This is a genomic window from Mesorhizobium sp. M1217 (assembly GCF_040318275.1).
GTDB lineage: Bacteria > Pseudomonadota > Alphaproteobacteria > Rhizobiales > Rhizobiaceae > Mesorhizobium.
In genome coordinates, this window is sequence record NZ_JAMYMA010000036.1 from 1 (window position 1) to 26,373 (window position 26,373).

The 26,373-nt window shown below is 61.8% G+C and carries 23 protein-coding genes and 6 pseudogenes; 17 read left to right on the forward strand and 12 right to left on the reverse strand.

From position 1 onward, the window contains the following. Positions 1-662, forward strand: a pseudogene (locus tag NKH37_RS33040) (IS1380 family transposase); the annotation flags it as partial. 114 nt (positions 663-776) lie between these two features. Continuing rightward, positions 777-995: pseudogene (locus NKH37_RS33045) on the forward strand (LysR family transcriptional regulator); the annotation flags it as partial. Here the strand turns inward: NKH37_RS33045 and NKH37_RS33050 are convergent. Both NKH37_RS33050 and NKH37_RS33055 read right to left on the reverse strand, forming a co-directional pair. Then, a complete protein-coding gene (locus NKH37_RS33050) occupies positions 982-2,187 on the reverse strand; it encodes a beta-ketoacyl-[acyl-carrier-protein] synthase family protein (protein WP_353042459.1) in 1,206 nt (401 codons plus the stop codon). The pseudogene NKH37_RS33045 and the gene NKH37_RS33050 sit on opposite strands and share 14 nt — an antisense overlap. Beyond that, entirely contained in the window at positions 2,188-2,463 is a 276-nt protein-coding gene (locus NKH37_RS33055; RefSeq protein ID WP_352458906.1) for an acyl carrier protein, read from the reverse strand. A gap of 575 nt (positions 2,464-3,038) precedes the next feature. Here NKH37_RS33055 and NKH37_RS33060 point away from each other — a divergent pair. Continuing rightward, a pseudogene (locus tag NKH37_RS33060) lies at positions 3,039-3,140 on the forward strand (LysR family transcriptional regulator); the annotation flags it as partial. Positions 3,141-3,237: 97 nt separating this feature from the next. After that, positions 3,238-4,579, forward strand: a pseudogene (locus NKH37_RS33065) (IS1380 family transposase). A 691-nt stretch (positions 4,580-5,270) separates the two neighbouring features. On the opposite strand, the gene NKH37_RS33070 reads toward NKH37_RS33065, so the two are convergent. The 8 genes from NKH37_RS33070 to panB form a co-directional block, all read right to left on the reverse strand. Continuing rightward, the gene (locus tag NKH37_RS33070; RefSeq protein WP_352496595.1) at positions 5,271-5,531 is read right to left on the reverse strand and encodes a helix-turn-helix domain-containing protein; all 261 of its coding nucleotides are present in this window, start codon (positions 5,529-5,531) and stop codon (positions 5,271-5,273) included. A gap of 415 nt (positions 5,532-5,946) precedes the next feature. Beyond that, the gene (gene glmS, locus NKH37_RS33075) at positions 5,947-7,770 is read right to left on the reverse strand and encodes a glutamine--fructose-6-phosphate transaminase (isomerizing) (RefSeq protein ID WP_353042461.1); all 1,824 of its coding nucleotides are present in this window, start codon (positions 7,768-7,770) and stop codon (positions 5,947-5,949) included. A 799-nt stretch (positions 7,771-8,569) separates the two neighbouring features. After that, positions 8,570-8,980 carry a DUF2285 domain-containing protein gene (locus tag NKH37_RS33080; RefSeq protein WP_352618332.1) on the reverse strand — a complete coding sequence of 137 codons (411 nt, stop codon included), beginning with the start codon at positions 8,978-8,980 and terminating at the stop codon, positions 8,570-8,572. Between the two features lie 58 nt (positions 8,981-9,038). Beyond that, positions 9,039-9,413, reverse strand: a complete 375-nt coding sequence (locus tag NKH37_RS33085; protein WP_352474703.1) for a transcriptional regulator domain-containing protein — start codon at positions 9,411-9,413, stop codon at positions 9,039-9,041. Continuing rightward, entirely contained in the window at positions 9,410-10,060 is a 651-nt protein-coding gene (locus NKH37_RS33090; protein WP_353042463.1) for an acyl-homoserine-lactone synthase, read from the reverse strand. Before NKH37_RS33090 ends, NKH37_RS33085 begins: the two co-directional genes overlap by 4 nt. 93 nt (positions 10,061-10,153) lie before the next feature. Next, positions 10,154-10,879 carry a LuxR family transcriptional regulator gene (locus NKH37_RS33095; protein ID WP_353042465.1) on the reverse strand — a complete coding sequence of 242 codons (726 nt, stop codon included), beginning with the start codon at positions 10,877-10,879 and terminating at the stop codon, positions 10,154-10,156. A 94-nt stretch (positions 10,880-10,973) separates the two neighbouring features. Continuing rightward, the gene (gene panC / locus NKH37_RS33100) at positions 10,974-11,834 is read right to left on the reverse strand and encodes a pantoate--beta-alanine ligase (RefSeq protein ID WP_353042467.1); all 861 of its coding nucleotides are present in this window, start codon (positions 11,832-11,834) and stop codon (positions 10,974-10,976) included. Next, entirely contained in the window at positions 11,831-12,691 is an 861-nt protein-coding gene (gene panB, locus NKH37_RS33105; RefSeq protein ID WP_353042469.1) for a 3-methyl-2-oxobutanoate hydroxymethyltransferase, read from the reverse strand. Before panB ends, panC begins: the two co-directional genes overlap by 4 nt. 173 nt (positions 12,692-12,864) lie before the next feature. On the opposite strand from panB, the gene NKH37_RS33110 reads away from it, so the two are divergent. The 11 genes and pseudogenes from NKH37_RS33110 to NKH37_RS34145 all read left to right on the forward strand — a co-directional run. Continuing rightward, a complete protein-coding gene (locus NKH37_RS33110) occupies positions 12,865-13,833 on the forward strand; it encodes an NUDIX hydrolase (protein WP_353042488.1) in 969 nt (322 codons plus the stop codon). A gap of 66 nt (positions 13,834-13,899) precedes the next feature. Continuing rightward, positions 13,900-14,874 (forward strand): quinolinate synthase NadA, encoded by a 975-nt coding sequence (nadA, locus tag NKH37_RS33115; RefSeq protein WP_353042471.1) that lies wholly within the window; start codon positions 13,900-13,902, stop codon positions 14,872-14,874. Then, positions 14,871-16,412 carry an L-aspartate oxidase gene (locus NKH37_RS33120; RefSeq protein WP_353042473.1) on the forward strand — a complete coding sequence of 514 codons (1,542 nt, stop codon included), beginning with the start codon at positions 14,871-14,873 and terminating at the stop codon, positions 16,410-16,412. The genes nadA and NKH37_RS33120 overlap by 4 nt, the downstream gene beginning before the upstream one ends. Continuing rightward, positions 16,412-17,266 carry a carboxylating nicotinate-nucleotide diphosphorylase gene (gene nadC, locus NKH37_RS33125; RefSeq protein WP_352518027.1) on the forward strand — a complete coding sequence of 285 codons (855 nt, stop codon included), beginning with the start codon at positions 16,412-16,414 and terminating at the stop codon, positions 17,264-17,266. The genes NKH37_RS33120 and nadC overlap by 1 nt, the downstream gene beginning before the upstream one ends. A gap of 95 nt (positions 17,267-17,361) precedes the next feature. Continuing rightward, positions 17,362-18,360 carry a biotin synthase BioB gene (gene bioB, locus NKH37_RS33130; RefSeq protein ID WP_352618364.1) on the forward strand — a complete coding sequence of 333 codons (999 nt, stop codon included), beginning with the start codon at positions 17,362-17,364 and terminating at the stop codon, positions 18,358-18,360. Continuing rightward, positions 18,357-19,511 carry an 8-amino-7-oxononanoate synthase gene (locus NKH37_RS33135; RefSeq protein WP_353042475.1) on the forward strand — a complete coding sequence of 385 codons (1,155 nt, stop codon included), beginning with the start codon at positions 18,357-18,359 and terminating at the stop codon, positions 19,509-19,511. Before bioB ends, NKH37_RS33135 begins: the two co-directional genes overlap by 4 nt. Next, a complete protein-coding gene (gene bioD, locus NKH37_RS33140) occupies positions 19,508-20,143 on the forward strand; it encodes a dethiobiotin synthase (protein WP_353042477.1) in 636 nt (211 codons plus the stop codon). Before NKH37_RS33135 ends, bioD begins: the two co-directional genes overlap by 4 nt. Further along, positions 20,143-21,408, forward strand: a complete 1,266-nt coding sequence (locus NKH37_RS33145) for an adenosylmethionine--8-amino-7-oxononanoate transaminase (RefSeq protein WP_353042479.1) — start codon at positions 20,143-20,145, stop codon at positions 21,406-21,408. The genes bioD and NKH37_RS33145 overlap by 1 nt, the downstream gene beginning before the upstream one ends. Next, complete coding sequence (gene bioZ / locus NKH37_RS33150; protein ID WP_353024579.1) at positions 21,405-22,388, forward strand: 3-oxopimeloyl-[acyl-carrier-protein] synthase BioZ; 984 nt, start codon at positions 21,405-21,407, stop codon at positions 22,386-22,388. Before NKH37_RS33145 ends, bioZ begins: the two co-directional genes overlap by 4 nt. A 74-nt stretch (positions 22,389-22,462) precedes the next feature. Beyond that, positions 22,463-22,746: pseudogene (locus NKH37_RS33155) on the forward strand (aspartate 1-decarboxylase); the annotation flags it as partial. Between the two features lie 71 nt (positions 22,747-22,817). Next, positions 22,818-22,982: pseudogene (locus NKH37_RS34145) on the forward strand (NrtR DNA-binding winged helix domain-containing protein); the annotation flags it as partial. A gap of 726 nt (positions 22,983-23,708) precedes the next feature. Here the strand turns inward: NKH37_RS34145 and NKH37_RS33160 are convergent. Both NKH37_RS33160 and NKH37_RS33165 read right to left on the reverse strand, forming a co-directional pair. Next, complete coding sequence (locus tag NKH37_RS33160) at positions 23,709-24,356, reverse strand: S46 family peptidase (RefSeq protein WP_353042482.1); 648 nt, start codon at positions 24,354-24,356, stop codon at positions 23,709-23,711. Between the two features lie 46 nt (positions 24,357-24,402). Next, the gene (locus NKH37_RS33165; RefSeq protein ID WP_353042484.1) at positions 24,403-24,765 is read right to left on the reverse strand and encodes a S46 family peptidase; all 363 of its coding nucleotides are present in this window, start codon (positions 24,763-24,765) and stop codon (positions 24,403-24,405) included. 426 nt (positions 24,766-25,191) lie between these two features. Between NKH37_RS33165 and groES the strand changes: the two genes are divergently transcribed. Together groES and groEL are read left to right on the forward strand one after the other, a co-directional pair. Continuing rightward, complete coding sequence (gene groES / locus NKH37_RS33170) at positions 25,192-25,488, forward strand: co-chaperone GroES (protein WP_352458515.1); 297 nt, start codon at positions 25,192-25,194, stop codon at positions 25,486-25,488. A 65-nt stretch (positions 25,489-25,553) separates the two neighbouring features. Further along, positions 25,554-26,373 (forward strand): chaperonin GroEL (groEL, locus tag NKH37_RS33175; RefSeq protein WP_353042486.1); only part of this gene is annotated, 820 nt, incomplete at its 3' end.

Here is a 26,373-nt window from a genome sequence, read left to right on the forward strand (position 1 = left end):
TGAAGATGATCGCCGCCGGCTACGAGGACGGCAACGACGCCAACCGGCTGCGCCGCGATCCGGTCTTCAAGATGGCCCAGGATGCGCTGCCGTCGGGTCGGGATCTGGCGTCGCAATCGACGCTGTGCCGGCTGGAGAACCTACCCGGCGTGCGGGAGCTGGTCGCGATGGGACGGGCGATGGTCGATCTCTATTGCGCCTCGTTCCGGCAGGTGCCGAAGCGGATCGTACTCGACATTGACGACACCTTCGACGCTGTGCACGGAGGCCAACAGCTTCGCCTGTTCAATGCCCACCATGACGAGTACGGCTTCCAGCCGATCGTCGTGTTCGATGGTGCGGGACGGTTCGTCAGCGCGATCCTGCGACCGGCCAAGCAGCCGAGTGGGGCTGAGATCCGCCCCCACCTGCGCCGTCTGGTGCGGGCGATCCGGATCAACTGGCCGAACATTCGAATCCTGCTCCGCGGCGATAGCCATTATTGCAACCCGCAGGTCATCGACTGGTGCCGCGCCAACGACGTCGACTTCATCTTTGGCCTCGCGCCCACCACGACCCTGCGCAAGCATGTCGCGGATCTGGAGGCCAGCACGACGGCGCGCTTCGAAGCGTCGGCCAAGACAGGCAAGGTCCGCAGGTTCAAGGAGTTCGTTGACGGCGCCCGCGGCGCGGCCGGGCCGGCAGCACTCAGGCGACTATAACGGGCGCAGAGCCGACCCTGCGGCTTCCAGACATTGTCGTGTACAGCTTCAGACCCTCAAGCCGAGCCCGCAGGGCCTCGCTTATCTTTTACGGGGCGGCGGTACGTCCAAGCCGCTTCAACAGTTAAGAATTTCGCAAAGACGATACCCCCGGATCGTCGAGCTTCCGCTGCCACTTCCCGCATTCGCCGAGGCGGTCAATGACCCGCCCTTCACAATAGTTATCCGGCAAGCATCTGGATGCGAGAGATAATGTTGCCGGAGGCATCTCTCATGGCTTCTACACCTGCCTGAACGCCAGAACCGCGTTCGTGCCGCCAAAGGCGAAGGAGTTGCTCAGTGCCACGCGCACCTTGCGCTCGCGTGCCACATTGGGCGTGACGTCGAGATCGCAATCGGGGTCCAGCTCACGATAATTGGCAGTCGGCGGCACGACGCTCTCGCGGATAGCCATCACGCAGGCGATCAACTCGAGCGCGCCGGACGCGCCGAGGCAATGCGCGTGCATGGACTTGGTAGAAGAAATGGACATTGAGAAGGCGTGCTGACCGAAGACGCGCTTGATCGCCGCCGTCTCGATCTGGTCGTTGGCCTTGGTGCCGGTGCCGTGCGCGTTGAGATAGTCGACATCCTCGGCGTCCAGCCTGGCATCGGCAAGGCAGGCCCGCATTGCTGCCTCCGGCCCCTCGACAGTCGGCGCGACGATGTCGGACGCATCGGCGGAAAGGCCGGCACCGGCAATTTCGGCAAGGATGGTGGCGCCCCGAGCCAGGGCATGCTCGTAGCTTTCCAGCACCGCCATGCCGGCGCCTTCACCAAGCGACAGGCCCTGGCGATCGGCCGAGAATGGCCGGCAAGTATCGGGCGAAAGCACGCGGATCGCTTCCCATGCCTTCAGCACACCCCATATGAGCGGCGCTTCGCTGCCGCCGGCAAGCATCACGTCGGCCCGGCCGAGCCTGATCTGGTCCACCGCGCAGGCAATCGCATGGTTTGCCGAGGAACAGGCGGACGTGACGCCGAACACCGGCCCGCGCAGACCAAGACTCATGCTGACCTGGCCGGCAGCGGCACCCGGCATCGCCTTGGGTACAGTCAAGAGAGCGGCACGCTTACCGCCCAGAAGGATGGCGCGGTAGGTTTGCTCGATCGCATCCCACCCGCAGCCACCAACGCCCACCGTCGCACCGAAGCGATAGCTATTTCCCTCTTTGGAGGAAAGTCCGGCCTGACGCATGGCTTCGCGCGCCGCAAGCACAGCGAGCAGGCTGAAGCGGTCCATGGAGATGAGTTGCTTGCCGTCGATGTCATGCTCCGGCAGCGCGTTGATCTCGGCACCGATCCTGACCCTCAATTCATGGAGCTCGGAGTTGACGATTGGGCCGATGGCGGAGCGGCCTTCTCGCATCTCTGTCCAAATGGCGGCGGCGTTGGTCCCAAGCCCGCAAATACCGCCAATCCCAGTAATCACGACGCGCCTGTCCATTCACACCCCCTTAGCGAGCAAGCTGCGCACGGCTTCCACCATGTCCCCAACATTCTGGAGATCCGACCATGCCTCGGCCGTATTCATCTCGATCTGGATGCCGTAGGCCTGCTCCAGGTCCCAGAGAACGTCCGCCAATCCCAGTGAATCGATACCGAGCGAAGTCAGTCCCGTGGCAGCCGTTATCTCGCCGCCTGTGGCAGGCGCTATGCCGCCCTCCGACGCGGCGCGCTTCTTGATAATGGCGATTATTTCGTTGGCGAGTTGATCTGCCATCTTGTTCCTTTCCAGCTTGCGTTTTCGGCGTCGTTCAAAACCCGAGTCGCGTCGCGTTGCTAAAATTGCCCCTCATAGAGCCTGTGCGACCGACCAAGCCCAATGCCCATAGGAACCGGACGAGTTCCGGCTTCTGCGGCGTCAGCCCGATGACGAAGAAAAGTCGCCGGCCTCCCGCTTTTGCGCCAGCACATCAAGAATCTGCGTGTAAATGGATAGGAACCGTCGTCAAACGTCAGCTAAACGCTGCGACGGTGGGTGCTGTCAGCGTATTCACTCGGCACCTCATATGTAATCGAGATGTTTCATAGCTCCGGACCAGTTGCGATCAACTATTGTACCGGTCCGCCATTCGTCGGAGAGTTCGACATGATCGGAGCGCTGCCTCTCATTCCCAGTACAATCTCCACCGCACGCGACAGATTTCCTCTTTCGGGCTCTTCTCAAGGGACTCGCCACGCGATAGAGGCAGTGATCGGCGCACGTGAGGTCCTGCCAAGTCCATGCGACATTCCGGAAAATTGGTAAAATCGTTTGTTTCAATCAAATGCATCCACGCTATGGATAGCTAAGACATGCGTTTCAAAGGGCTCGATCTGAATCTTCTCGTCGTTCTCGACGCGCTGCTGAGCGAGCGCGGCCTCACGGCGGCGGCACGCCGCATCAACCTAGCCAAATTCATGGGGGTTGGTGGATGTGGCGCAAGCCGTTGAAATGGCGTAGGATTTGGTTGCCTAAGCCGATCCGAACCATTTCCCGGAGACCACACCCACCATGAACGATCTTGCGCTGCCGCTGAGCGGTTTGTCATCAGTCGGCGGCAAGTCCGTCGTCGCCCGTTTCGACGGCGGCATGCTGTCGTCCAACAGCGGCGTTCTGGCCTTGGCCGAGGTGGAAAAGCGGTTGCGGGTGGCCGAGCGTCTGGCGCGTTGCATCGACGATCCGCGCTGCCCGGACCAGGTCGTCCACAGCCTGGCGGACATGATCGGCTTTCGCATGAAGATGATCGCCGCCGGCTACGAGGACGGCAACGACGCCAACCGGCTGCGCCGCGATCCGGTCTTCAAGATGGCCCAGGATGCGCTGCCGTCGGGTCGGGATCTGGCGTCGCAATCGACGCTGTGCCGGCTGGAGAACCTACCCGGCGTGCGGGAGCTGGTCGCGATGGGACGGGCGATGGTCGATCTCTATTGCGCCTCGTTCCGGCAGGTGCCGAAGCGGATCGTACTCGACATTGACGACACCTTCGACGCTGTGCACGGAGGCCAACAGCTTCGCCTGTTCAATGCCCACCATGACGAGTACGGCTTCCAGCCGATCGTCGTGTTCGATGGTGCGGGACGGTTCGTCAGCGCGATCCTGGGACCGGCCAAGCGGCCGAGTGGGGCTGAGATCCGCCCCCACCTGCGCCGTCTGGTGCGGGCGATCCGGATCAACTGGCCGAACATTCGAATCCTGCTCCGCGGCGATAGCCATTATTGCAACCCGCAGGTCATCGACTGGTGCCGCGCCAACGACGTCGACTTCATCTTTGGCCTCGCGCCCACCACGACCCTGCGCAAGCATGTCGCGGATCTGGAGGCCAGCACGACGGCGCGCTTCGAAGCGTCGGCCAAGACAGGCAAGGTCCGCAGGTTCAAGGAGTTCATTGACGGCGCCGCTAGTTGGAGCCGCGTCGAGCGCATCATCGCGCGGGTCGAGGTCGGCGCCCAAGGTGGCGATATCCGCTTCGTCGTCACCAACCTTGCCGGTGGGAAGGCCAAGGCGCTCTACGAGGATGTCTACTGCCGGCGCGGCGCGGCCGAGAACCACATCAAGTCGTGGAAGACGCATCTTGCCGCCGACCGCACATCCTGCACCAGAGCGACGGCCAACCAGTTCCGGCTATTCCTGCATGCCGGTGCTTACTGGTTGATGTGGGGCTTGCGGGCCGCGATGCCGAGGCGCTCGAGCTTTGCCGTTCGCCCAATTCGACACGCTGCGATTGCGCCTCATCAAAATCGCTGCGCGGGTGGTCGAGATGAAATCGCAAATCCGCCTGCACCTGCCGACATCGTGCCCCGACCAGCGCATCCTGCGCATCGTCCTCGATCGCATCCCCCAACTCGCGACATAACGATGGGGGCAGACGCCCCGAAACGAACCCGTCGACCGCAACCTGCAAACCCCCGCCTGCCATCACGACGGAGCAATCCCGGCGCCTGACGAGGCGCGTGGAAAAGCACCGCAACGGCGACCACAACGTCGCTTCAGGCCGTCAAAAGCTTATCGTGTGCATCAAGGCGGCTAGAAGCGCGCCGGCAGCCTGGCGGGGGGCTTGGGGTTAGACTGCCGGCGCACGCCACTCATGAAGAGCGGCCCCTTTTTGCGGTTCCGACACCCATAGTCAACCCGGCAGCGTCTGGATGCCCGCTGTGCTCTTTTCAGAGCGGCTCGCGATGCCGGCCATGTCGGCCGATCCTGCTTAGGATGGGGGGCCACTCTCGGGCCGAGTTGATGCTCCAGCCAGTATCACCTTGCCGACCAGCATGGGTTCGCCGTTAGCAATCCATCCTCGCGAGCCAATGCTATCGTGCACGTGTCGCAGCACTCCGGGCGGCTATATCGCCTAAGACAGCATGACGAAGCGTTCCAACTTCCTGTTCGGCGAGCCCGCGTGCAGTTCCTGACTCGGACAGTGGACGAGAATTCTCTTGGCGGTACTGCGCCAGAAGGCATTCGCGTACAACGGAATCAAGCAACGACTATCAGCCGCAAACGTCACATCACAAGAGCGGTCTTCCACCCATTGCAGATTATCCGACTGATCAGGCGGCGTCCGATATGTCCGACTCTGCCTCAAGAATTCCCACAGGTATGGACAGCGATCTCGCTATCCGATTCCGATAGCCCTTATTGTACTTTAGACCCCGCTCGATGTTTTGGATTTCCTGAGCGGCAAGCCCGCACGCGACCGCGAGGTCCTCGATTGAATACCCAAGGTGCTCACGATAAGCGCGGATGATGTGGGTCCCCTGCGACATAGCCGTCAAGACTGGCTCGGGAATGCGCGAATCCTTCATAAACATCTCCAAGAAGATGGGAGCGCCTGACAAATCGGGAGATTTCCTCCCCGACCCTGGCGCACACCCAGCAAATCAAAAAAATGGACGTCCATTCGGCCGGACCGGCCTCATCCATGGAATGGGCCACTTGAAATTGGCAGCCGGGTCGGAATATGGCGGCTCACCTGCTTTTGATCAAGTTCTAAGAACCTGCCCGCCATGAGATGGCCTGATCGGCTGTAGCGCATTCGACCTGCGATCCTACACGACTCATTCTCCCCGATGGCTTTCTTGAACAGCAACTCGAACTCTCACTGACGCCTCCAGTGGCTATTCGCGGCACCGTCCACCCAGCCTCGCGGACGCTGATACCTTCGACCAATTTCCACCGCCGATGCAGCGAAAATGGACAAGCATCGCCACCTATAAAGGTTCACAATCACTCGACCGTGACCGATTTTGCGAGATTGCGCGGCTGGTCTACGTCTGTGCCCATGAAGAGCGCCGTGTGGTAGGCAAGAAGCTGTATCGGCAGCGAGAAGATCATCGGCGCGATAATCTCGTCGACAGCCGGCAACACGAGCGTGTGCATGGTGTTGAGTTTCGATGCGGCTGCCCCTTTTTCATCGGTGATGAGGATAATCCGCCCTCCACGGGCAGCCACTTCCTGCATGTTGGAGACGGTCTTGTCGAAAAAGCGATCATGGGGCGCGATGACGATCACTGGCATGTTGTCGTCGATCAATGCGATCGGACCGTGCTTCAATTCACCCGCCGCATAGCCCTCGGCATGGATGTAGGAAATCTCCTTGAGCTTCAGCGCACCTTCCATGGCTAGCGGGAAACTGGTGCCACGGCCGAGATACAGGACGTCACGACACTTTGACAGTTCGCGCGACAGGAACTCGATCTCCGGCTGGATGCTGTTGAGTACCTGGCCCATGACGCGCGGCACTTCGGCGAGGCTCCTGACGAGCGCCTGCAGCTCGTCTTCGGTTACGGTCCCGCGGGCTCTGGCGGCGCCGATGGCGAGTGCGGCTAGAACCGCAAGCTGGCAGGTAAACGCCTTGGTGGAGGCGACGCCAATCTCCGGTCCGGCAAGGATCGGGAAGACCGCATCGGCCTCCCGAGCGATGGTCGATTCGCAGGCATTGACGATAGCGCCAATTTTCAGCCCACGCTCCTTGCAGTACCTCAACGATGCGAGCGTATCGGCGGTTTCGCCGGACTGCGAAATGAAAAGAGCCGCCGAGTGCGGCGACAACGGGATCTCGCGGTAACGGAATTCGGACGCAACGTCGATTTCAACCGTCAGGCGCGCATAGCGCTCGAACCAGTATTTTCCGATCAGTCCGGCGAGATAGGCGGTCCCGCAGGCCGAGATCGCCAAGCTCGGGATCCTGGCGAAATCGATGCCAGAAACCATGTCGGCGCGATTCTCTATGATGTTGCTATAGTGACGGAGAGCATGGGCGAGGACTTCGGGCTGCTCGTAGATTTCCTTCTCCATGAAGTGGCGATGGTTGCCCTTGTTGGCCAGATCGGCCGCGGCCGTGGAGGTATGGCGCGGACGCTCGACGGGATGGCCGTCGAAATCGAAGATATGGGCGCCCGAATTGCCGACAATGGCCCAGTCGCCCTCGATGAGATAGGTAATTTCATTGGTGAAGGGAGCAAGCGCGATCGCGTCGGAGCCCAGGAACATCTCGCCGTCGCCGTGACCGATCGCCAGCGGTGGTCCGTTGCGCGCCGCCATGATGGTCGACGGATCATCTTCGAAGAGGACGGCAAGCGCATAGGCGCCCCTGACGCGTTTCAGCATGGCACGCATCGCCTCTTGCCGCCTCATGCCCTCCCGGCGGTGTCTTGCCAAGAGATGCGCGATGACCTCGGTGTCGGTGTCGGTCTGGAACTCGGCGCCAGCCGCCGCCAATTCGTCCTTCAGCTCGGTGAAATTCTCGATGATCCCGTTATGGACGACGGCGACACCGTCGGTAAAGTGCGGGTGCGCATTGCGTTCCGTCGAGGCCCCATGGGTTGCCCAACGCGTGTGGCCGATGCCGATGTTGCCGCTCAGCGGCTCTTCCTTCAGTCTCCTCTCGAGATTGACGAGCTTGCCCTCGGCGCGCCGGCGGTGCAAGGCACCTTCGGTGATCGTCGCAACGCCGGCGGAATCATAGCCGCGATATTCCAAACGCTTCAATGCGTCGACCAACCGATCCGACACCGGCTGTTGCCCAACGATGCCAACAATCCCGCACATGTTCGTCTTCCCATTCTTGCCGGCAGCTTCAGCCCACGCGAGACGGATACCCATCCGGCCGCTTTCATTGGGGATCTTGTAGTAGTATTCGGTAATATTGGTACAATTGATTGTAGGGATAACTATCATCCACCCCATGGATGAGCCCCTGATCTAAACTTCTCGTTGGGCCTGACGCCCTCATGACCGAACGCAAGCCCACACCCCGCGGCACGAAGGAACAATCGGCCATGCGCGACCATCCCGGCTACGCACCTGACACGAAGCGCCGCCGCTCGTGATCACGCGGTGATCGGCATGATCACAAGCACTGTAGTTAGGCAGCATCAGCGACGCATGATCGGCATCATCATCATCGGCAGCGTCGGCGCCGTCGGCATGATTCACGTGTTCGTCACGTTGATCATAATCATCGTCGCCGCCGATCAAGTTTAATGCCTGCCGCTGTTGACGCGGCTTTCGCCGGTAGAGTTTAGCCCGCGATGGCCTGTCAATACGCTGTTGGTCGGCATGGCCGAAACCGAGAGTCAGGCGGCACAGGCCACAGAGCACGTTCAGCGACCGTTTCAGTCAGCGCCGGCTTTGTCGGGGTTCGTAACGTCATCAGGATTCTCGGGGCATGAATGCACTATCACGAAAACGTTGGTTCTCAGTGCTTCGTCCGTATTACTCAAACCCGATTCCCGCTGCGGAAGAACTAGGCGCGTGTCACGTCTTGTACAAGGCACAATAGCAGTGAGAAATGGAGATTGATGCCTGCGCGTTTTCGGATAAGACAATCACCGAGCTGTCACCCGAATTACATCAGGAACTGTCTATAGCCACCGCCCATCAGGTAGCGGCCACGTTGGATGGCGCGACGCACCTGATCGCGAAGATGGCTACCTGGATGAGACCAATCTTCTTCGACACGGCGTCTCCCGAACAGGGCAATGGCGATCTCCTGATGAGATGCTCCCGCAAGCGAGCCATCCAAAGCCTGGAGCACGATACGCAGACGCGCTCCGCGGGGTTCCGGCGGAAAGCAAGCAGCTGCCAGGCGGCCGCAACCACTGATGTCGTTCAGGAACTGAAGGGCAGCGACATGGAACTTCAGGTGCTGCGGCTGCACGATCGCGTCGACATATAGCCGCAACGGGCGGAGAACGGATGCACCGGAAAGGGCGATCTGCAGACTCCGGCAGTCCTCCCTCAGCAGCACGTGCTGCACGCCGGCAGGTGTCAGCAGGATGTCCTTGCAGCATGAGAGCGACGAAAGATCAAGCGGTTCAAAATCGTGGTCGAGCCCAACCAGCTCCGCGGCCGCTCGTAGAATACGGGCGCAGTCGCGCGGATCCCAAAAGACCCTTGCCGACGTAGCGTCCCACTGTGGCGCGTCCGCGAAAAAGGAGGCTCCAGTGTCTTAGGAAAGATGATCCTGTCGTCAACTCGATTATGTTCAGGTCGGCCTGGGCTCCGACAATGCAGGCGGACGGTGCCATTTTGGCGTGGTCGCGCTGGAATTGTGGATTGCGCCGAAGAAACTCCCAGGCCCAGGCAGTGCGTGGCAATCGTCTGGCGTAGTGGTAAGCTTCGTGACGACGCCAGTCCGGCCAGCATACAAGACCGACCGTCGCTTCCTTGGGCAGACCAGCATCCTTCACGGCTCAGGTGTCCACAATGCCGACGGGCCTAGAACCGGTTGCCACAGTACCGGTCCGCTCAGACGTCCCCTGCTGCGGATGCGCAAAAGGCTCGCGCGGGAAATCTCGAGAAACCCGGCCACCGCCTCCGTTTTGCCGACGGACTTGGGTTGTCCGATGCGCGACAATGGCCACGTCGCGAGGCGAAGGATCCGTTCCATGCGCGTGTCCGTCACCGCTACTATCCGGGTCAGATCCTTGGCCAAGCCGAACTCGATCATGCCCGCGAAGAGCTCGTAGGTTGCCTGGGCCAGTCCGCCCGCTGCCTTGGGCGCCGACGGAGGAAGATCGAGCGCGAAACGACTGCTCTCCCATATGTCGGAGGTCGAGGGCACGACGTCAGCACCCAGCAGCACCGGGAACGTGTCGCGCAACATTGTGGGTCCGGTGCTGGGCAAAAGACGCACGCAACCGCGAATTCGCCAGTCGGATCCCTTGAGGAGCAGATAGACAGGCTTCAGACCATCAAACGGGTCTGTTTCCATCTGGTCTTCGGTATCAACTTCCCAATCGAGCCTTTCCTTGAACACCCGAAACCTGAGCCCGTGCATCTCTTTGAGCTCGCTTGCGAACTCGTCGTAAAGGTCTGGTGTTATCAGCTGCATCATGGTTGCCTCCGTGCGGGATGTGTTCCCGCCATCGAAGGGCAAAGCCGGCAGCGATGCAGCCTGTAGAGGTTTACAGCTATCGTGGCCGACGAATCAGGATCTCGCCTGGCCGGAGGCAGCCAGTCGTGCAACGGCCTGGTTGATCGTTCGAACGCCAAGCTTTGCCTTGGCGTTTTCCAGATGAAAGGTCACGGTGCGCTTTGAGACGCCGAGAAGCTGGCTGATAACCCAAGCCGACTTGCCGCGCGCCGCCCATTTCAGGCACTCGAACTCCCGCGGGGTGAGCGTTACACCATCCACCACGCGATCGTCGGCGAGCCTGCGCCGGACATGGATATGAAAGTTGATGGCCACCAGCTGCAATGCTTTTTCGTAACGTGTCAGTGACCGCAACAGAGGCGGGCGGGACTCGTCGGAAGCAAAGGTCAGGGCAGCAAACCGGCCGCAATGATCATGCATGGATATCGTCAGGCCGCCGCGGATGCCAAACTCAGCCGCACTCTCCAGAATTTGTTGCTGCGAATTCGGCAGACAGTGCCGAGCGCGATCCACACCCCAATCGAACGTATCCCAGCCTTGCAGCCCGCGCAGGATGACCGGATCAAGACTGTGGTACCGCTGTTGCAGATAACGTGATGTCCAGGATGAAGGATAGTTTGAGATCAATTGCGGGGCGTCGCCGGAGGCCGACGGGTAAGTGAAATAGGCGAATAGCGGAAAATCGAACCCGGCTGCAGCGGATGCCATTGCCTCACGGAGATCGGCAGCATCAACACTTGCAGACAGTTGCTCGACGAAGTTCTCAAACACGCGATGCATTTGCGCTTTGCGTAACCTCCGTGATCGCTCGATGCCAGGCAGAGACCTTGTTTTAAACGATCCCGGACGGATACAGCGCGTGCCGAGAACCCCGTTAATCTGTTGAAACCCCTGATATTCTGACGTTGTCTATGAGCCGTGTGCCGCCGAGCCAGGCCGCGACAAGCAAGCGTGCAGGTCGGTCAAGGCTTGTCATGGGTCGCAGATCTGCCTCGTCGCGAAGTTCCAGGTATTCGACCTCGCGATAGCCCCCAGCCAGAATTGCTGCGCGCGCTTCGGCAAGCGTTGGCAGGACGGGCGAGCCGCGGGCAAGCCACTCAGCCGTCTCGAGCAAGACCGATGATAGCTCGGGGGCAACAGCACGCTCTGCTGGCGAGAGCCGGACATTGCGCGATGATAGTGCAAGACCGTCGGCTTCGCGGACTGTCGGACAAGGAACAATGGTGATTGGAATATCCAGGTCCCGGGCCATACGCCTGACTAGCTGAAGCTGCTGAAAGTCCTTTTCGCCAAAGAAGCCGAAGTCAGCGCTGGTCTGCAGGAAGAGCTTGGCGACGACGGTCGCCACGCCATCGAAATGTCCCGGCCGGAAGGCACCGCACAGGCCCTCGCTGACACCGGACACCGAAACGGTCGTGGCGAAGGCCGCCGGATACATCTCCTCTGCGTCCGGCGCATAAAGCAGGTGCGCGCCAAGCGGTGCCAGCTTGGCGGCATCCTCGTCCTCGGTGCTCGGATACGCGGCGAGATCGGCCTCGCTGTTGAATTGCTTCGGGTTGACGAAGAGCGTCACGATCACCCGGTCGGCCTTCTCGAGTGCCGCGCGCACCAGGCTGAGATGGCCCTCATGCAGGACGCCCATCGTTGGCACCACGGCAATCCTCACGCCCTCGCGGCGCCATGCGGCGACGATTTGGCGAAGCTGGGCAACGCTCCTGACAATCGGCACGCTCACGCTGCTTCTCCGCTCTTGGTGGCGTCCCCGTCGGCGGGCTTGGGCGCATCGGCAAACACGTGCTCGGCGGCCGGAAACTGGCGCTCCTTCACTTCCCGCGCATAGGCCGCGATCGCAGCCGCAGCGGCCTCCCCCAGTTCAGCATAGCGCTTGACGAATTTGGGCCGGAAGTCGCCGAAGAGGCCCAGCATGTCGTCGACGACGAGAATCTGGCCGTCACAGGCTGCCGAGGCACCGATGCCAATGGTCGGGGTCGCCACCTCCCCGGTGATCCGGCGGGCGAGCGCCTCGGGAACCTTCTCCAGCACGACCGCAAAGGCGCCCGCTTCGCTCACCGCAAGCGCGTCGCGCCTGATGCGCTCGGCATCCCCGCCTCTGCCCTGCACGCGGTAGCCACCGATGGTGTTGATCGCCTGCGGCGTCAAGCCGACATGGGCCATGACCGGCACGCCGCGCGCGGCGAGGAAGCGGATCGTCTCTGCCATCGTTTCGCCGCCTTCGAGCTTGACGGCCGCGCAGCCGGTCTCGGCCATGACGCGCGCGGCATTGCGGAAAGCCTGCTCGGGGCTTTCCTCGAAGGAACCGAACGGCAGGTCGACGACCATCAGCGCCTGCTCGAGGCCACGGCGCACGGCCTGGCCGTGCGTGATCATCATCTCCAGCGTCACACCGAGCGTCGAGGGCAGGCCGTGGAGAACCATGCCGACGCTGTCGCCGACCAGCACCACATCGCAATGGGGCTCGACAAGCCGGGCGACTGGCGTCGTGTAGGCGGTAAGGCAGACGAGCGGCGTCCCACCTTTGCGCGAACGAATATCCGGCGGTGTGATCGCCTTGGTGTCACCAAACGCACTCAATGGACCCTCCTTCCCCAACGTTACCAACCGCGGGTGTCGCGTTTGCCACATTTTTGTGCAAGTGCGAAGAGCTAAAAATGGCCGTGCAGCTGTGCGGTGTTGACGTGCGGACAGGCGCGCTTACACTTAAATCGATTCAGGCGCCCCCGAGCTGGCCAACCACTTTCGCGAACATGGACGATCAGGCAAAAGGACCCAGGAAAGACAGAGCCGCCGTCAGGGCGGACGAAGTCAAAGTGGACCTGATCGCCTTTGTCGTCGCCGTAAACGACAGTGAACCCTGTGTACTCACCATCGGCCAGGCGGACACCCTGCCCTCCGGACCATTTGCGCTTGAGCACCGATCGCTGCAATCCGGTTTGAGGGGGTGGGTCGAGCAGCAGACCGGCCATCCGCTGGGGTATATTGAGCAACTCTACACCTTCGCGGATCGGGATCGCATCGGCGCCGAGCGCCAGCAGCGCGTCATCTCCATCAGCTATCTCGCATTGACCCGCAAGGAACAGGCAGCTGGCTCGCCCAAGTGCGGCTGGCAGAGCTGGTATGAATATTTTCCATGGGAGGACCACCGCTCCGGCACGCCTCCGGTCGTGCTGGACGTTCTGCGACCGCGCCTGATTGAATGGGCAGACGGCGTCAGCGACGCGGCCACGCGACGTGAACGCTGGCAGCGGGCGACGATAGCCTTCGGCTTCGACGACCGCCTTTGGAACGAGGAACTCACGCTTCAACGCTATGAGTTGGTCTACGAAGCAGGCCTGGTCCAAGAGGCCGGAAGCGGACGGGACGCGACGCTGCCTCCGCTGGTGCCCAGCAAGTCTATGGTCGCCGATCATCGCCGCATCGTGGCGACCGGCATTGCGCGGCTGCGCTCCAAGATCAAATACCGGCCGGTCGTCTTTGAGCTGATGCCGCCGGTCTTCACGCTTTTGCAGCTGCAGCGAACCGTGGAGGCGCTTGCCGGCAGGCTCGTGCGTAAGCCGAACTTTCGCCGGCTGATCGAGCAGCAGGAGCTGGTCGAAGAGACCGGAGAGGCAACCGCGGAGACCGGCGGCCGGCCAGCGAAGCTTTACCGGTTCCGCCACGCCGTTCTCGACGAGAGGGTCATCGCCGGGACAAAATTGCCGCTGGCGCGGGGTTGACATCGCTTATACTCACAGCAAGTATATGCTGGTTATTTTCAACTAGAGTATAAGCTGGAGGGGTCGATGAGCGCCATGCTGCCTGCGACCGCGTTTCTCTACGAGCGCGTCCGACGAGTGATCCCGCCGATCGAATGGCCGGCTTTCGTCGAGGATATCGAGGCGATCCTTGCACTGAAGCGCGAGCGCAACGCCATCATCCTGGCGCACAACTATCAGACCCCCGAGATCTTCCATTGCGTGGCCGACATCGTCGGCGACAGCTTGGCACTGGCCCGCGCGGCTGCGACGATCGAGGCGCAAGTCATCGTACTGGCCGGCGTACATTTCATGGCCGAAACGGCCAAGCTGCTCAATCCGCAAAAGACGGTGCTCATTCCCGACCTGCGGGCAGGCTGTTCGTTGGCGGAATCGATCACGGCAGAAGACGTGCGCTTGATGCGCCAGCGTTATCCCGGCGTGCCGATCATCACTTATGTCAACACGTCGGCCGAAGTGAAAGCCGAGTCGGATATCTGCTGTACATCCGGCAACGCCAAGGCGGTCGTCCAATCCCTTGGCGTTCCCCAGGTGATCATGTTGCCGGACGAATATCTGGCCCAGAATATCGCCGCCCAGACCGATGTGCAGATCATCGCCTGGAAAGGGCATTGCGAGGTGCATGAGCGCTTTACACCGGCCGACATCCGCGAGTTGCGCGAAAGCCATCCCGGCGTGATCGTGCTCGCGCATCCCGAATGCCCGCCCGACGTCGTGGCTGAAGCAGATTTTTCCGGCTCGACCGCTGCCATGTCCGACTATGTCGAAAGGCAAAGGCCGGCACGTGTCGTGCTGATGACGGAATGTTCGATGAGCGACAACGTCGCGTTAGCGCACCCAGAGGTCGAGTTCATCCGGCCCTGCAATTTGTGCCCGCACATGAAGCGGATCACGCTTGCCAACATCCGCATGGCGCTCGAGCAGAACCACCATATCGTAACCATCGAACCCGGGATCGCCGGGCGCGCGCGGCTTGCGGTCGAACGGATGCTGGCAATTTGAGCGCCGATGTCCGCAGCTTCTTCGGGCGGCCCATCATCATCGGCGGCGGCATCGCCGGACTGATGACGGCGCTTCAACTGGCGCCGGAGCCGGTGCTGCTTCTGTCCAGGACGCTGCTGGGAGCTGACAATTCGAGCACGTGGGCACAGGGTGGTCTGGCTGCAACTTTCGGCGAAGACGACGATCCGGAACTGCACCTGGCCGATACGCTTGCCGCCGGGGATGGTCTCTGCGACAGAGACGTGGCGAGCCGCATCCTCCAAGCCGCGCCCAAGGCGATAGAGGGGCTTGCGGGCTTTGGGGTTCCCTTCGACCGTACGTCGAAAGGATCACTGTGCCTCGGATTGGAGGCCGCACACAGCCGACGTCGCATCGTTCATGCGCATGGTGACGGCACCGGGCGTGAGATCATGCGTGCCCTGATCGCGGCTGTGCGTTCCACTCCGTCGATTGTTGTCGTGGAGGGCGTGGAAGCGCGCCGGCTGGCGGTGCGAGAGAATGCGATCCGAGGCGTCTGGGCGAGCGGTTCGATAGGACCTGTCTTCTTCGGCTCACGGCGGGTCGTCCTCGCCACCGGTGGGATCGGGGGACTGTTTCTCGACACCACCAATCCTTGGGGCAGTTGCGGACAGGGCCTGGCGCTTGCGGCCCGCGCTGGAGCTGTCCTTGCCGACCTCGAGTTCATCCAGTTCCACCCGACCGCGCTTGACGGCCCGGAACGCCCTATGGTGCTGGTCAGCGAGGCCGTCCGCGGCGAAGGTGCTGCCCTGATCGACGAAACCGGCCAGGCTTTTCTCCAGAGCGTGCCAGGGGCGGAACTTGCGCCTCGTGATGTCTTGGCGCGCGCCGTCTGGGACCATCTTGCCAACGGCCACCGTGTTTTTCTAGACGCGCGGCAACGGCCTGGCCCGGAATTTGCTCGACACTTCCCGACAATCGCATCAGCCTGTCGTGGAGCCGGCATCAATCCCGCGCGCGATCTCATCCCCATTCGTCCGGCCCAACACTACCACATGGGTGGCGTTGCCGTGGACGGCTCCGGTAGGACCTCCGTCAAGGGGCTGTGGGCCTGCGGCGAAGTCGCTTCGACAGGACTGCATGGCGCCAACAGGCTCGCCAGCAATTCCTTGACCGAGGCCGTCGTGTGCGCGCGCTGGGTCGCTGAAAGTGTCGCCGGAACGCCTGCTCGCAGAACAAAGCCTGCGTTTGCGGACGTTTACCCATCGCCCGCGCCGACACCCGTGCGTGTTTTCCTGTCGCGCGCACTCGGCATCGTCCGGGATGGTGAAGGTTTGAAAGCAGCCGCATATGCCTTGTTGCCGCTCGCCGAAAGCAAGGACGCGGCCTCGGATCCGGCGGCTGTCGGGCTAATGATCGCGGTTGCCGCCCTGTTGCGCGAAGAAAGCCGCGGCGCTCATTACCGGACAGACTTTCCTCATCATGCGACTGTCGCCCGACGGTCCGAAATCACCCTCGAAGCCGCCTTGGCCGCTGCGCGGGAACTCGGACACTCGCCAAGCCTCGAAGGGGCAAAGTGATGACGTTCTCACCGCTTCCCACGATCATGCTTGAGCCGCTTGTAAGGGCAGCTCTTCTTGAAGACCTTGGCAGAGCCGGCGACTTGACCACGGAGGCCATCGTCCCGAAGGAACACCAAGCGGGAACCGTGCTGGCGGCGCGCCAGTCCGGAGTTGTCGCCGGCCTCGATCTGGCGATGCTCGCTTTCCGCTTGATTGATCCTGATGTCGAAATCTCGGTGGAGCGGGCAGACGGCTCCAATGTCATGGATGGAGAGGTCATTGCATCAGTGGTTGGCCCTGCCCGGGGCATTCTCACAGCCGAACGGACGGCACTCAATTTTTTGTGTCATCTGAGCGGCATCGCTACAGCAACGGCATCGATCGTCGCTGCGGTTCGTGGATATGGCGCGAAGATCGTCTGCACGCGCAAGACTACGCCCGGATTGAGGGCAGTCGAAAAGTATGCGGTGCGCGCGGGTGGCGGATCCAATCACCGTTTCGGCCTCGACGACGCAATTCTGATCAAGGACAACCACATCGCCATCGCAGGCGGCGTTCGCCCGGCGCTCGAGCGAGCACGAAGACGGGCCGGTCATCTCGTCAAGATCGAAGTCGAGGTCGATACGCTGGCCCAGTTGGAGGAGGTACTTGGCTTCGCTCCCGATGCGGTTCTGCTCGACAACATGTCCCTCGCCGATCTTCGCCGGGCCGTCGCAATCGTTGGCGGCCGTGCTATCACCGAGGCTTCTGGCGGGATCGCATCCGATACAGCGCGAGCGATTGCCGCGACCGGCGTCGATCTGATTTCGGTCGGCCGACTGACCCACAGCGCGCCGATCCTGGATATCGGCCTCGATTATTGGGGCTCATGATTGTCTGAGGAACGAACAGGATCGAATCAACTGTCCTTTCCGATCGTCGTCAATCAGACAGCAAAGCAAGGCAGAACCGGAGGAACAGCATGGACATGCAAACAGCCAGTCCAACGCAGACATCGCCACAGGCTCAATCCCCTGACCCTGGAGCGTGGACCCTGGAGAAGGCTCAGGCACTTCACGATGCCCCCTTCAACAATCTCCTCTTCCTCGCGCAAACCGTGCACCGCCAGAATTTCGATCCCAACAAGGTCCAGCTCAGCCGGCTGCTCAGCATCAAGACGGGCGGATGCCCGGAGGATTGCGGCTATTGCAGCCAGTCAGCGCATCACGAGACCGGCCTGAAGGCGTCGAAGCTGATGGAGGTCGGGCGCGTCGTCGCCGAGGCGACCAAGGCGCGTGACGCCGGCGCAACCCGCTATTGCATGGGCACGGCCTGGCGAAACCCCAAGGCGCGCGACATGGATGCGGTGGTGGCGATGGTCGAAGGCGTCAAGGCGCTGGGCATGGAGACCTGCATGACGCTCGGCATGCTCGATCTTGAGCAAGCCGCTCGACTGAAGCAGGCTGGTCTCGACTTTTACAACCACAACATCGATACGTCGGAACGCTACTATAGCGAGATCATCAGCACGCGGAGCTTTGCCGAGCGGCTCGAGACGCTCGAGCACGTTCGCCAATCCGGCATCAAGGTCTGCTGCGGCGGCATTGTCGGCATGGGCGAGGAGCCGGTGGACCGGATCGGCATGCTGGTGACGCTGGCCAACCTGCCGGAACATCCGCAAAGCGTTCCGATCAATATGCTGATCCCGATCCCCGGCACCCCGCTTGCCGACGCCAAGCCCATCGAGCCGATCGAATTCGTGCGCGTGATCGCGCTGGCGCGCATCATGATGCCGAAATCGCATATCCGTCTTTCCGCCGGCCGTACGGCCATGACCGACGAGATGCAGGCGCTGTGCTTTTTTGCCGGCGCCAACTCGATCTTCGTCGGCGACACGCTGCTGACGGCGGATAATCCCGGTGAGGACAAGGATACCCTGCTGTTCCGGCGCCTTGGCATCGAGCCGATGGAACTCGAGGCGCAATGAACGGGGCACCGCTTGCCCGCTATGAGGCGACCTTGCAGGGACTGGCGCGCAAGGACCGGCTGCGGACGCTGAAGCCGCGCGCCGGGCGCGACTTCTCGTCGAACGACTATCTCGGGCTTGCCGCCTCCAAAAGACTTGGCGAAGCGGTTGCGGCGGCGATTGCGCGTGGCACGCCGGTTGGCGCCACCGGGTCGCGGCTGTTGCGCGGCAATGCGCCGGAACACGAGCAGCTCGAGGCAGACGCGGCGGCATTCTTTCGAGCCGACCGCGCGCTGTTCTTCGGCAGCGGCTACATCGCCAACTTCGCTCTGCTGACTGCGCTGCCGCAGAAGGGCGACCTTTTGGTCCTCGATGAGCTCGCCCATGCCAGCATGCATGAGGGTGCGCAGGCCGGGCGCGCACAGTTCGTGCTGGCCGCGCACAACGACGCCAACGCTGTCGAGGACGCGATCAAGCGTTGGCGCGCCGAAGGCGGCATGGGATGCGTCTGGATTGCGGTGGAAAGCCTATACAGCATGGATGGCGACTGCGCGCCTTTGGAGAGCCTGGCCGCGCTTGCCGATCGGCACAACGCATTCATCGTCATTGACGAGGCGCACGCGACCGGCGTCTGGGGACCGGACGGCCGGGGGCTGGCCGCCGCTTTCGAGGGCCGCGACAACATCGTCGCGCTCCACACCTGCGGCAAGGCGCTCGGCGCATCTGGTGGGCTCGTGACCGGGCCGAGGACACTGTGCCAGTATCTGATCAACCGTTGCCGGCCATTCATCTACGCCACCGCGCCATCGCCGCTGATGGCGGTCGCGGCGCGCGAAGCGCTCGCAATGCTCGCCGACGAGCCTATGCGGCGTTTTCAGCTGCATGAACGCGTCGCCCTCGCAGGCCGCCAATTGGTCGATCGCTGCGGCGTGATACCAAGTGGCTCTCAGATCCAGCCCTTGGTGATCGGCGATGTCAGGCGCACCATGGCAGTGGCGGCGCGCCTGCAGGCCCGCGGCTTCGACATACGCGGCATTCGTCCGCCGACCGTGCCCGAGGGCACGTCGCGGCTGCGCATCTCACTGACGCTCAATATCGGCGAAGCCGACATTTCCGCCATGGTCGAGGCACTCGTCGAGGTGTTGGCCTCGACACGACCGGAGGCGACATGACCAAGCGCATCGTCATCACCGGAACAGACACCGGAATTGGCAAGACGGTGTTTTCGGCCGGGCTTGCCGGCCTGCTTGACGGTTTCTACTGGAAGCCGGTGCAATCGGGCCTCGACGGCGAGACCGACAGCGAGGCGGTTGCACGGCTTGCCGGGCTGCCGTCGGGGCGCGTGCTGCCGGAAGCCTACTGCTTGAAGAGCCCGCTTTCGCCGCATCGTTCGGCCGAAATCGACGACGTTTCGATCGAGGCTGCCGATCTTTCGTTTCCGGTCCTGCCGACACCGCTCGTCATCGAAGGCGCCGGCGGGCTGATGGTGCCGCTGAACCGCCGGACAAGGTTCATCGACATATTCGAGCAATGGCAGTTGCCGGTCATTCTGTGCGCCCGCACCGCGCTCGGAACAATCAATCACACCCTGCTGTCGATCGAGGCCCTGCGGGCGCGCGCTATCCCGCTGGCTGGCATCGCCTTCATCGGCGATGAGATGACCGATACGCAACGGACGATCGTGGAATTCGGCGACGTGCCGCAACTCGGCAGGCTGCCGCACCTCGATCCGCTGACGGACAAAACGCTGAGACAAGCGATGATTGCCGGCTTCGACCTCGCTTTGATTGCCGGAGGCGGATGATGCCGCAATCCCGTGTGTGGCATCCCTTCACCCAGCACGCGCTCGAGCCGGCGATCCCTGAAATCGTCCTGACTGAAGGCGCGTATCTCCACAAAGCCAATGGCGCGCGCATTCTGGACGCCATTTCCTCCTGGTGGGTCGTCACCCATGGCCACCGCCATCCCCGCATTATAAAGGCGATCGAGACGACCGCCTCGAGCCTCGACCAGATCATCTTCGCAGGTTTCACGCACGAGCCTGCCGAATGCTTGGCCAAGGCGCTTGTCGGGCTCGCTCCCGCCGGACTCGACTGGGTGTTCTATTCCGACAGCGGCTCGACCAGCGTCGAAGTCGCGCTGAAGATGGCGCTCGGCTATTTCCGCAACATCGGCGCGCCGCGCTCGCGCATCGTCGTCATGGAGCACAGCTATCATGGCGACACGATCGGCACGATGAGCGTCGGTGCCCGTGGCGTGTTCAACGCCGCCTACGAACCCTTGCTGTTCGAGGTCGACACCATTCCCTTCCCGGCCGCCGGCCGCGAGCAGGAAACGCTGGACAGATTCGAGGCCGTCAGCCGCGACCGGCGCGCCGCCGCGCTGATCGTCGAACCGCTCGTGCTTGGCGCCGGCGGCATGCTGACGTATCCGGCCTCGGTTCTGACCGGATTGAAGAAGATTGCCGAAGCCTCCGGCACGCTGCTGATCGCCGACGAGGTGATGACCGGCTGGGGCCGCACCGGGAGCATGTTCGCCTGCGAGCAGGCGAACATCTCTCCGGACATGCTGTGCACCTCGAAGGGCCTGACCGGTGGCGCAATCCCGCTGGCCGCCACGCTTGCCACCGATGCCATCTTCCATGCTCATTGTTCGGCGGATCGCAAGAAGACGTTTTTCCACTCGAGTTCCTACACGGCCAATCCGATTGCCTGCGCGGCAGCACTCGCCAATGTCGAGATCTGGCGTGACGAGCCGGTGGCCGAGCGGATCGCCACCCTGAGCGCGAGGCAGGCCGCCGGGTTTCGACGCTTTCGCGACAATGCCAACTTCACCGACAGCCGCGCGATCGGCACGATCCTGGCTCTCGACCTGCGCGCCGGCTCTGCCGGCTATCTGGCCGAGATCGGACCTAAGCTGCGGGCCTTTTTCCTCGAGCTCGGCCTGCTTGTGCGCCCGCTCGGCAATGTCCTTTATCTCATGCCGCCCTATTGCGTCACCGGCGACGAGCTCGATCGGCTCCATGACGCGATCGAGGAGGCCGGCGAACGCTTCGGTTCGAGCCCATGAGCAGGTTGTCGCGCCTTCTCGGGTTTGGCCATCATGCGCCTGGCCGAAAGGTGACGAATGCCGAAATCGAGAACAATCTCGGCCTCGAACCGGGCTGGATCGAGCGGCGTACTGGAATCCGGTCGCGCTTCTGGGCAACGGACGAAGACACGCTGTCTGGTCTTGCTGCGCAGGCCGGCGCCATGGCGCTGGCCAGCGCCGGCATTGCGCGCAACGACATCGGTCTGCTGCTGCTTGCCACCTCGACGCCCGATCACCTCCTGCCGCCCAGCGCGCCCCTGGTCGCACATCGGCTGGGGCTGGGCCGCGCCGGCGCTGTCGATCTGACCGGCGCCTGCGCCGGCTTCATCTATGCGCTGATGTTTGCGGACGGGTTTACCCGCCTGCACGGCAAAGCGAGCCTTGTTATCGCCGCCAATATCCTCAGCCGCCGCATCAATCCCTCTGAGCGCGCCAGCGCCGTGCTGTTTGCCGATGCCGCCGGCGCCGTCGTGATCGGTCCGTGCGAGGATACTGATCGGGGGATTCTCGGTGCCTCCGTGGATTCGGACGGCTCGCGATACGGCCTGATCCAGATTCCCGCAGGAGGAAGCAACATCCCGTTCCACGGTGACCTCGACCTCGCGCAAACCCGAATGACGATGACCGACGGCCGCGAAGTGTTCGCAAAGGCCGTCGAGATGATGACCGATTGCTCGATAAGCGCGCTAGCCGCTGCCGGAGTGCGACCACAGGATGTCGACCGGTTCGTGCCGCATCAGGCCAATGCTCGCATTTTCGATGCGGTCGGGCGAAACCTCGGCGTTGCCGATCACCTGATCGTCAAAACGATCGCCGAATATGGCAACTCTTCCGCCGCGACGATCCCGCTCTCACTGTCGCTCGCCAATCAAGCGGAGCCGTTTCGGCCGGGCGAGAAAATACTCCTGGCGGCGGCAGGTGCGGGACTCAGCGGCGGCGCGCTCGTCGTCGGGATTTAGCCCAGCGAAGCTGCTCACTGGCTCTGTGAGATGAATAGGACAACGGGACCAATGCGAAAAATAGCGCCGGCAAGCTGCACGGCATCCACGTCACCGAAGCAAACCTCAACTACCACGGTTCGACGCTCGACCCTGACCACTGCGAAGAAGCCGGGATCCTTGCCAATGGATTCGTGGAGACATGGAGCAAGACTTCCGGCGCGTGCATCTCGACCTATGTCTTCCTCGGCGAGCGCGGCTCTCGATGCTGCATCCTCAACGGCGCGGCCGCCCGGAACCTGCCAGCCCACTCCATCCATCTGGACGAAGCGCACATTCCTGTCTGAAGCCGCGGATCGTTACGTTCGTCATCAACAATGTCGTCGGCTTCTCGCCGATGGCAATGCGCTGACGCGGACGGCGTTGACGATTACATCGGCAGGGGCGCTTCAGCAGAACTTTCGCGGGTTGATGGAGCAGCAGGAACTGGTGGAGGAGACCGGCGAAAGTGCTTTTGATACCGGCGGTCGGCCGGCGAAGCTTTATCGCTTCCGCCACCATGTCCTCGACGAAACGGCGGTCGCCCGGACAAAATTGCCGCTGGCGCGGGCTTGACATCCTTTATACTCAACGTAGAAATATACCCTTATAATCAATTCGATTATAACGAGAAATTCATTCGCACGGTCCGAACCCGCGGTCTCGCTCGGGAAGCCCGTATGAGTGGATCGAAGTGATCTTGGAAATGAAACGCCCGAGGACGGGCTTTCAACCTTTGTCGTGAAGGAGGTGCCGCGCGCCTGGGCCAATGCCTTGCGGCAACGGTGAAGGATGTATACCGCCAGTAAACGCGTGCGTCAAAGTCGCTGTCGAATTACAGTTCGTCCAAATGTGCGATACGTTCGATTTGTGCAAGTAACACTTGGAAAAGTGTTGCATAAAAGAAACGTCTAATTACATAAAGTAGGCAAGCTAAACTTTAAACTTGCACAAATGAGCGTAGGCGCCCTGTTCCAGGGCGCCTTTTTTAAGGATTATCATTAGACTCTCTCCCGGGGGAACTGTGGGTGAAGAAACAACGCATCGTCCTGCTGGCCGCTGTTTTGGCGTCTGCCTTTGGCTTTTTTTTGCTGATCCTGATCTTGCAGATGGTCAGTTTTTTGGTTGACTAGGCACGCGCAAGCGGGATGGATCGCGCAGAGACACGCGGAAGTTTTTTTCGCCTGCGAAACCCCGACGACCTGATGGGGAGTCGCGCCAGCAGGGTGGGCGCCACGTCCAGTGCCACCGACCATGCGAGATGCCGATTGTTGGCGCGTCTGTCAGTTCGCGCGGCCATATTCATTCTGGTGCCGATCTGTTGCCTTTTCTGCTTTTCCCATGCGTTTTAGGCCGAGCCATTTGTGAAGCGGGCGGTCGATGGATCTGCGCCTGGCGATTGCCTGCCGTTGCCTGGTTGATCTGGGCGGCATAATCCGAGAGCGAACGCTGCAACCGCGGTTCGAATTGCGCGAAGTTGAACCGGACTTCATCCGCCGTCAGGAACTTCTGGGTTGCGCCGGGAAAGCCGGCGACCATCACAAGGTCGCCTTCCTTGACGCCTTTACAGGCTATGGGTAGCCAACTCTTCGGCCGGTAAGGCACATTGTCGCGCGCATATGGCCGGGAGGAACCATCAGGAGCGACATAGGCGCGATAAGAGCCGAAGTCGCCTGTGTGGCGCGGCCACATCCAATTGTCCGTTTCGCCGCCGACGTTACCGATGCCGAGCGCGGGCGCATAGACAAGGCGCACGCCCTCGATTTCGAGCTTCTGCTGGAGATAGTAGGAGGCGCCGCTATAATAGGCCCCTACGTCGCAGCGGCGATTGGGCTGTCCTTCACATGCGGCGATCAGGGCCTTGCGGTTCGTGGCGAGCCGCTCATAGCGGGCAAACCCATTCAGCTTGTCCGAGACGCCCTTGAGCATTTCGCCGGTCACATCCCGCATGTCCTCGATCACATCGATTCGGCTGCCTGGCGCCGCGGGCAATTCTTCACCCAGGGCTCTTCGTCAGAAAGCCGTCTGTGAGATAGTCCTGGCCCTCCTTGCTGTAGTATCGGATGGCTTCGAACACGCAGTGATGATTGGTTGCGACCAGCCCTTGTGGACTGACGAACGAGGCGGAGCATCCGCCCAGTGATACGATCGCGTTGAGCGGGTCAGCGTCCAGACGGCCCAGCTGGGCGGGATCGATCTGGAGCCCATCCGCGCGCATGGCCGCGCCCACTTCCGCAGTCTGGCCCGGCATCCACATACCTTCGTCCGCCGACGTAGCCGTGACCGTCCAGAGCAAGGCGATAGCAGTTGCTTTGGCCAAACATTTCAAATTCGAGTTCGTGCTGACTGTCGCTCTCATCTTGCCTCCTGTTCTCCGCAGATTGGATTGGTGACTATCGGGATGGCCGGAGTCCTGGCGCCCGCGCGGCGACCACACCGTAAAGACCGAATGGACGGTTAACGCAGGAATCCTGATGGCGCTCACCTCTCATTATATCGGTCGCGCGCAACGTTTGCGGATCATTCGCTGCACCAATCGTGCCAAATGAATAAAGCCTTCAGTTGCAAATGGTGAGCCGCCCCATCCATGTCCGATCTCCGACGTCGTTCACGTAAAAGGCTCGGTGCTTCCACGCTCGTTTGCTCTTCGCCCGTCCCTCTTCCGTCTTGACTAGCAGGAGCCTACGGCCTATCTCACTGCCGCGTTAGCACTCGCTTCTGGTGAGTGCTAAACACGCTCCGGCAACGGAGAACCGTTCAACATCCGCACCAGGGAAATCCAAAAATGGCAAAGTCGAATTTCCGGCCGCTGCATGACCGCGTGGTCGTTCGCCGCGTCGAGTCCGAAGCGAAGACCGCCGGCGGGATCATCATCCCCGATACGGCGAAGGAAAAGCCGCAGGAAGGCGAGATCATCGCCGTCGGTTCCGGCGCCCGTGACGAGGTCGGCAAGCTCGTCCCGCTGGACGTCAAGGCCGGCGACCGCATCCTGTTCGGCAAGTGGTCGGGCACCGAAGTCAAGCTCAACGGCGAAGACCTTCTGATCATGAAGGAAGCGGACATCATGGGCGTCATCGGCTGACACGCCGCCGCCTTTCATCCGCACCATCCAATCTGAATTTCGGGCGAAATGCCCAGGAGTAAAAAATGGCTGCCAAAGACGTAAAATTCTCCCGCGACGCTCGTGAGCGCATGCTGCGCGGCGTCAACATCCTCGCCGACGCGGTGAAGGTCACGCTCGGCCCCAAGGGCCGCAACGTCGTCATCGACAAGTCGTTCGGCGCACCGCGCATCACCAAGGACGGCGTCACCGTCGCCAAGGAAATCGAGCTTGAGGACAAGTTCGAAAACATGGGCGCGCAGATGGTCCGCGAAGTTGCTTCGAAGACCAACGACATCGCCGGCGACGGCACCACCACCGCGACCGTTCTGGCACAGTCGATCGTCCAGGAAGGCCACAAGTCGGTTGCCGCCGGCATGAACCCGATGGACCTCAAGCGCGGCATCGACCTCGCCGTCGCCGACGTCGTCGCGACGCTGATCAAGAACGCCAAGAAGATCAAGACCTCGGAAGAGGTTGCCCAGGTCGGCACCATCGCCGGCAATGGCGACGTGTCGGTCGGCTCGATGATCGCGGAAGCGATGCAGAAGGTCGGCAATGAGGGCGTCATCACCGTCGAGGAAGCAAAGACCGCCGAGACCGAGCTTGAAGTCGTTGAAGGCATGCAGTTCGACCGCGGCTATCTCTCGCCCTACTTCGTCACCAACGCCGAGAAGATGGTTGCGGATCTGGAAGACGCCTACATTCTTCTCCACGAGAAGAAGCTCTCCAACCTGCAGGCCATGCTGCCGATCCTCGAGGCCGTCGTGCAGACCTCGAAGCCGCTGGTCATCATCTCGGAAGACGTCGAAGGCGAGGCCCTGGCCACGCTGGTCGTCAACAAGCTGCGTGGCGGCCTGAAGATCG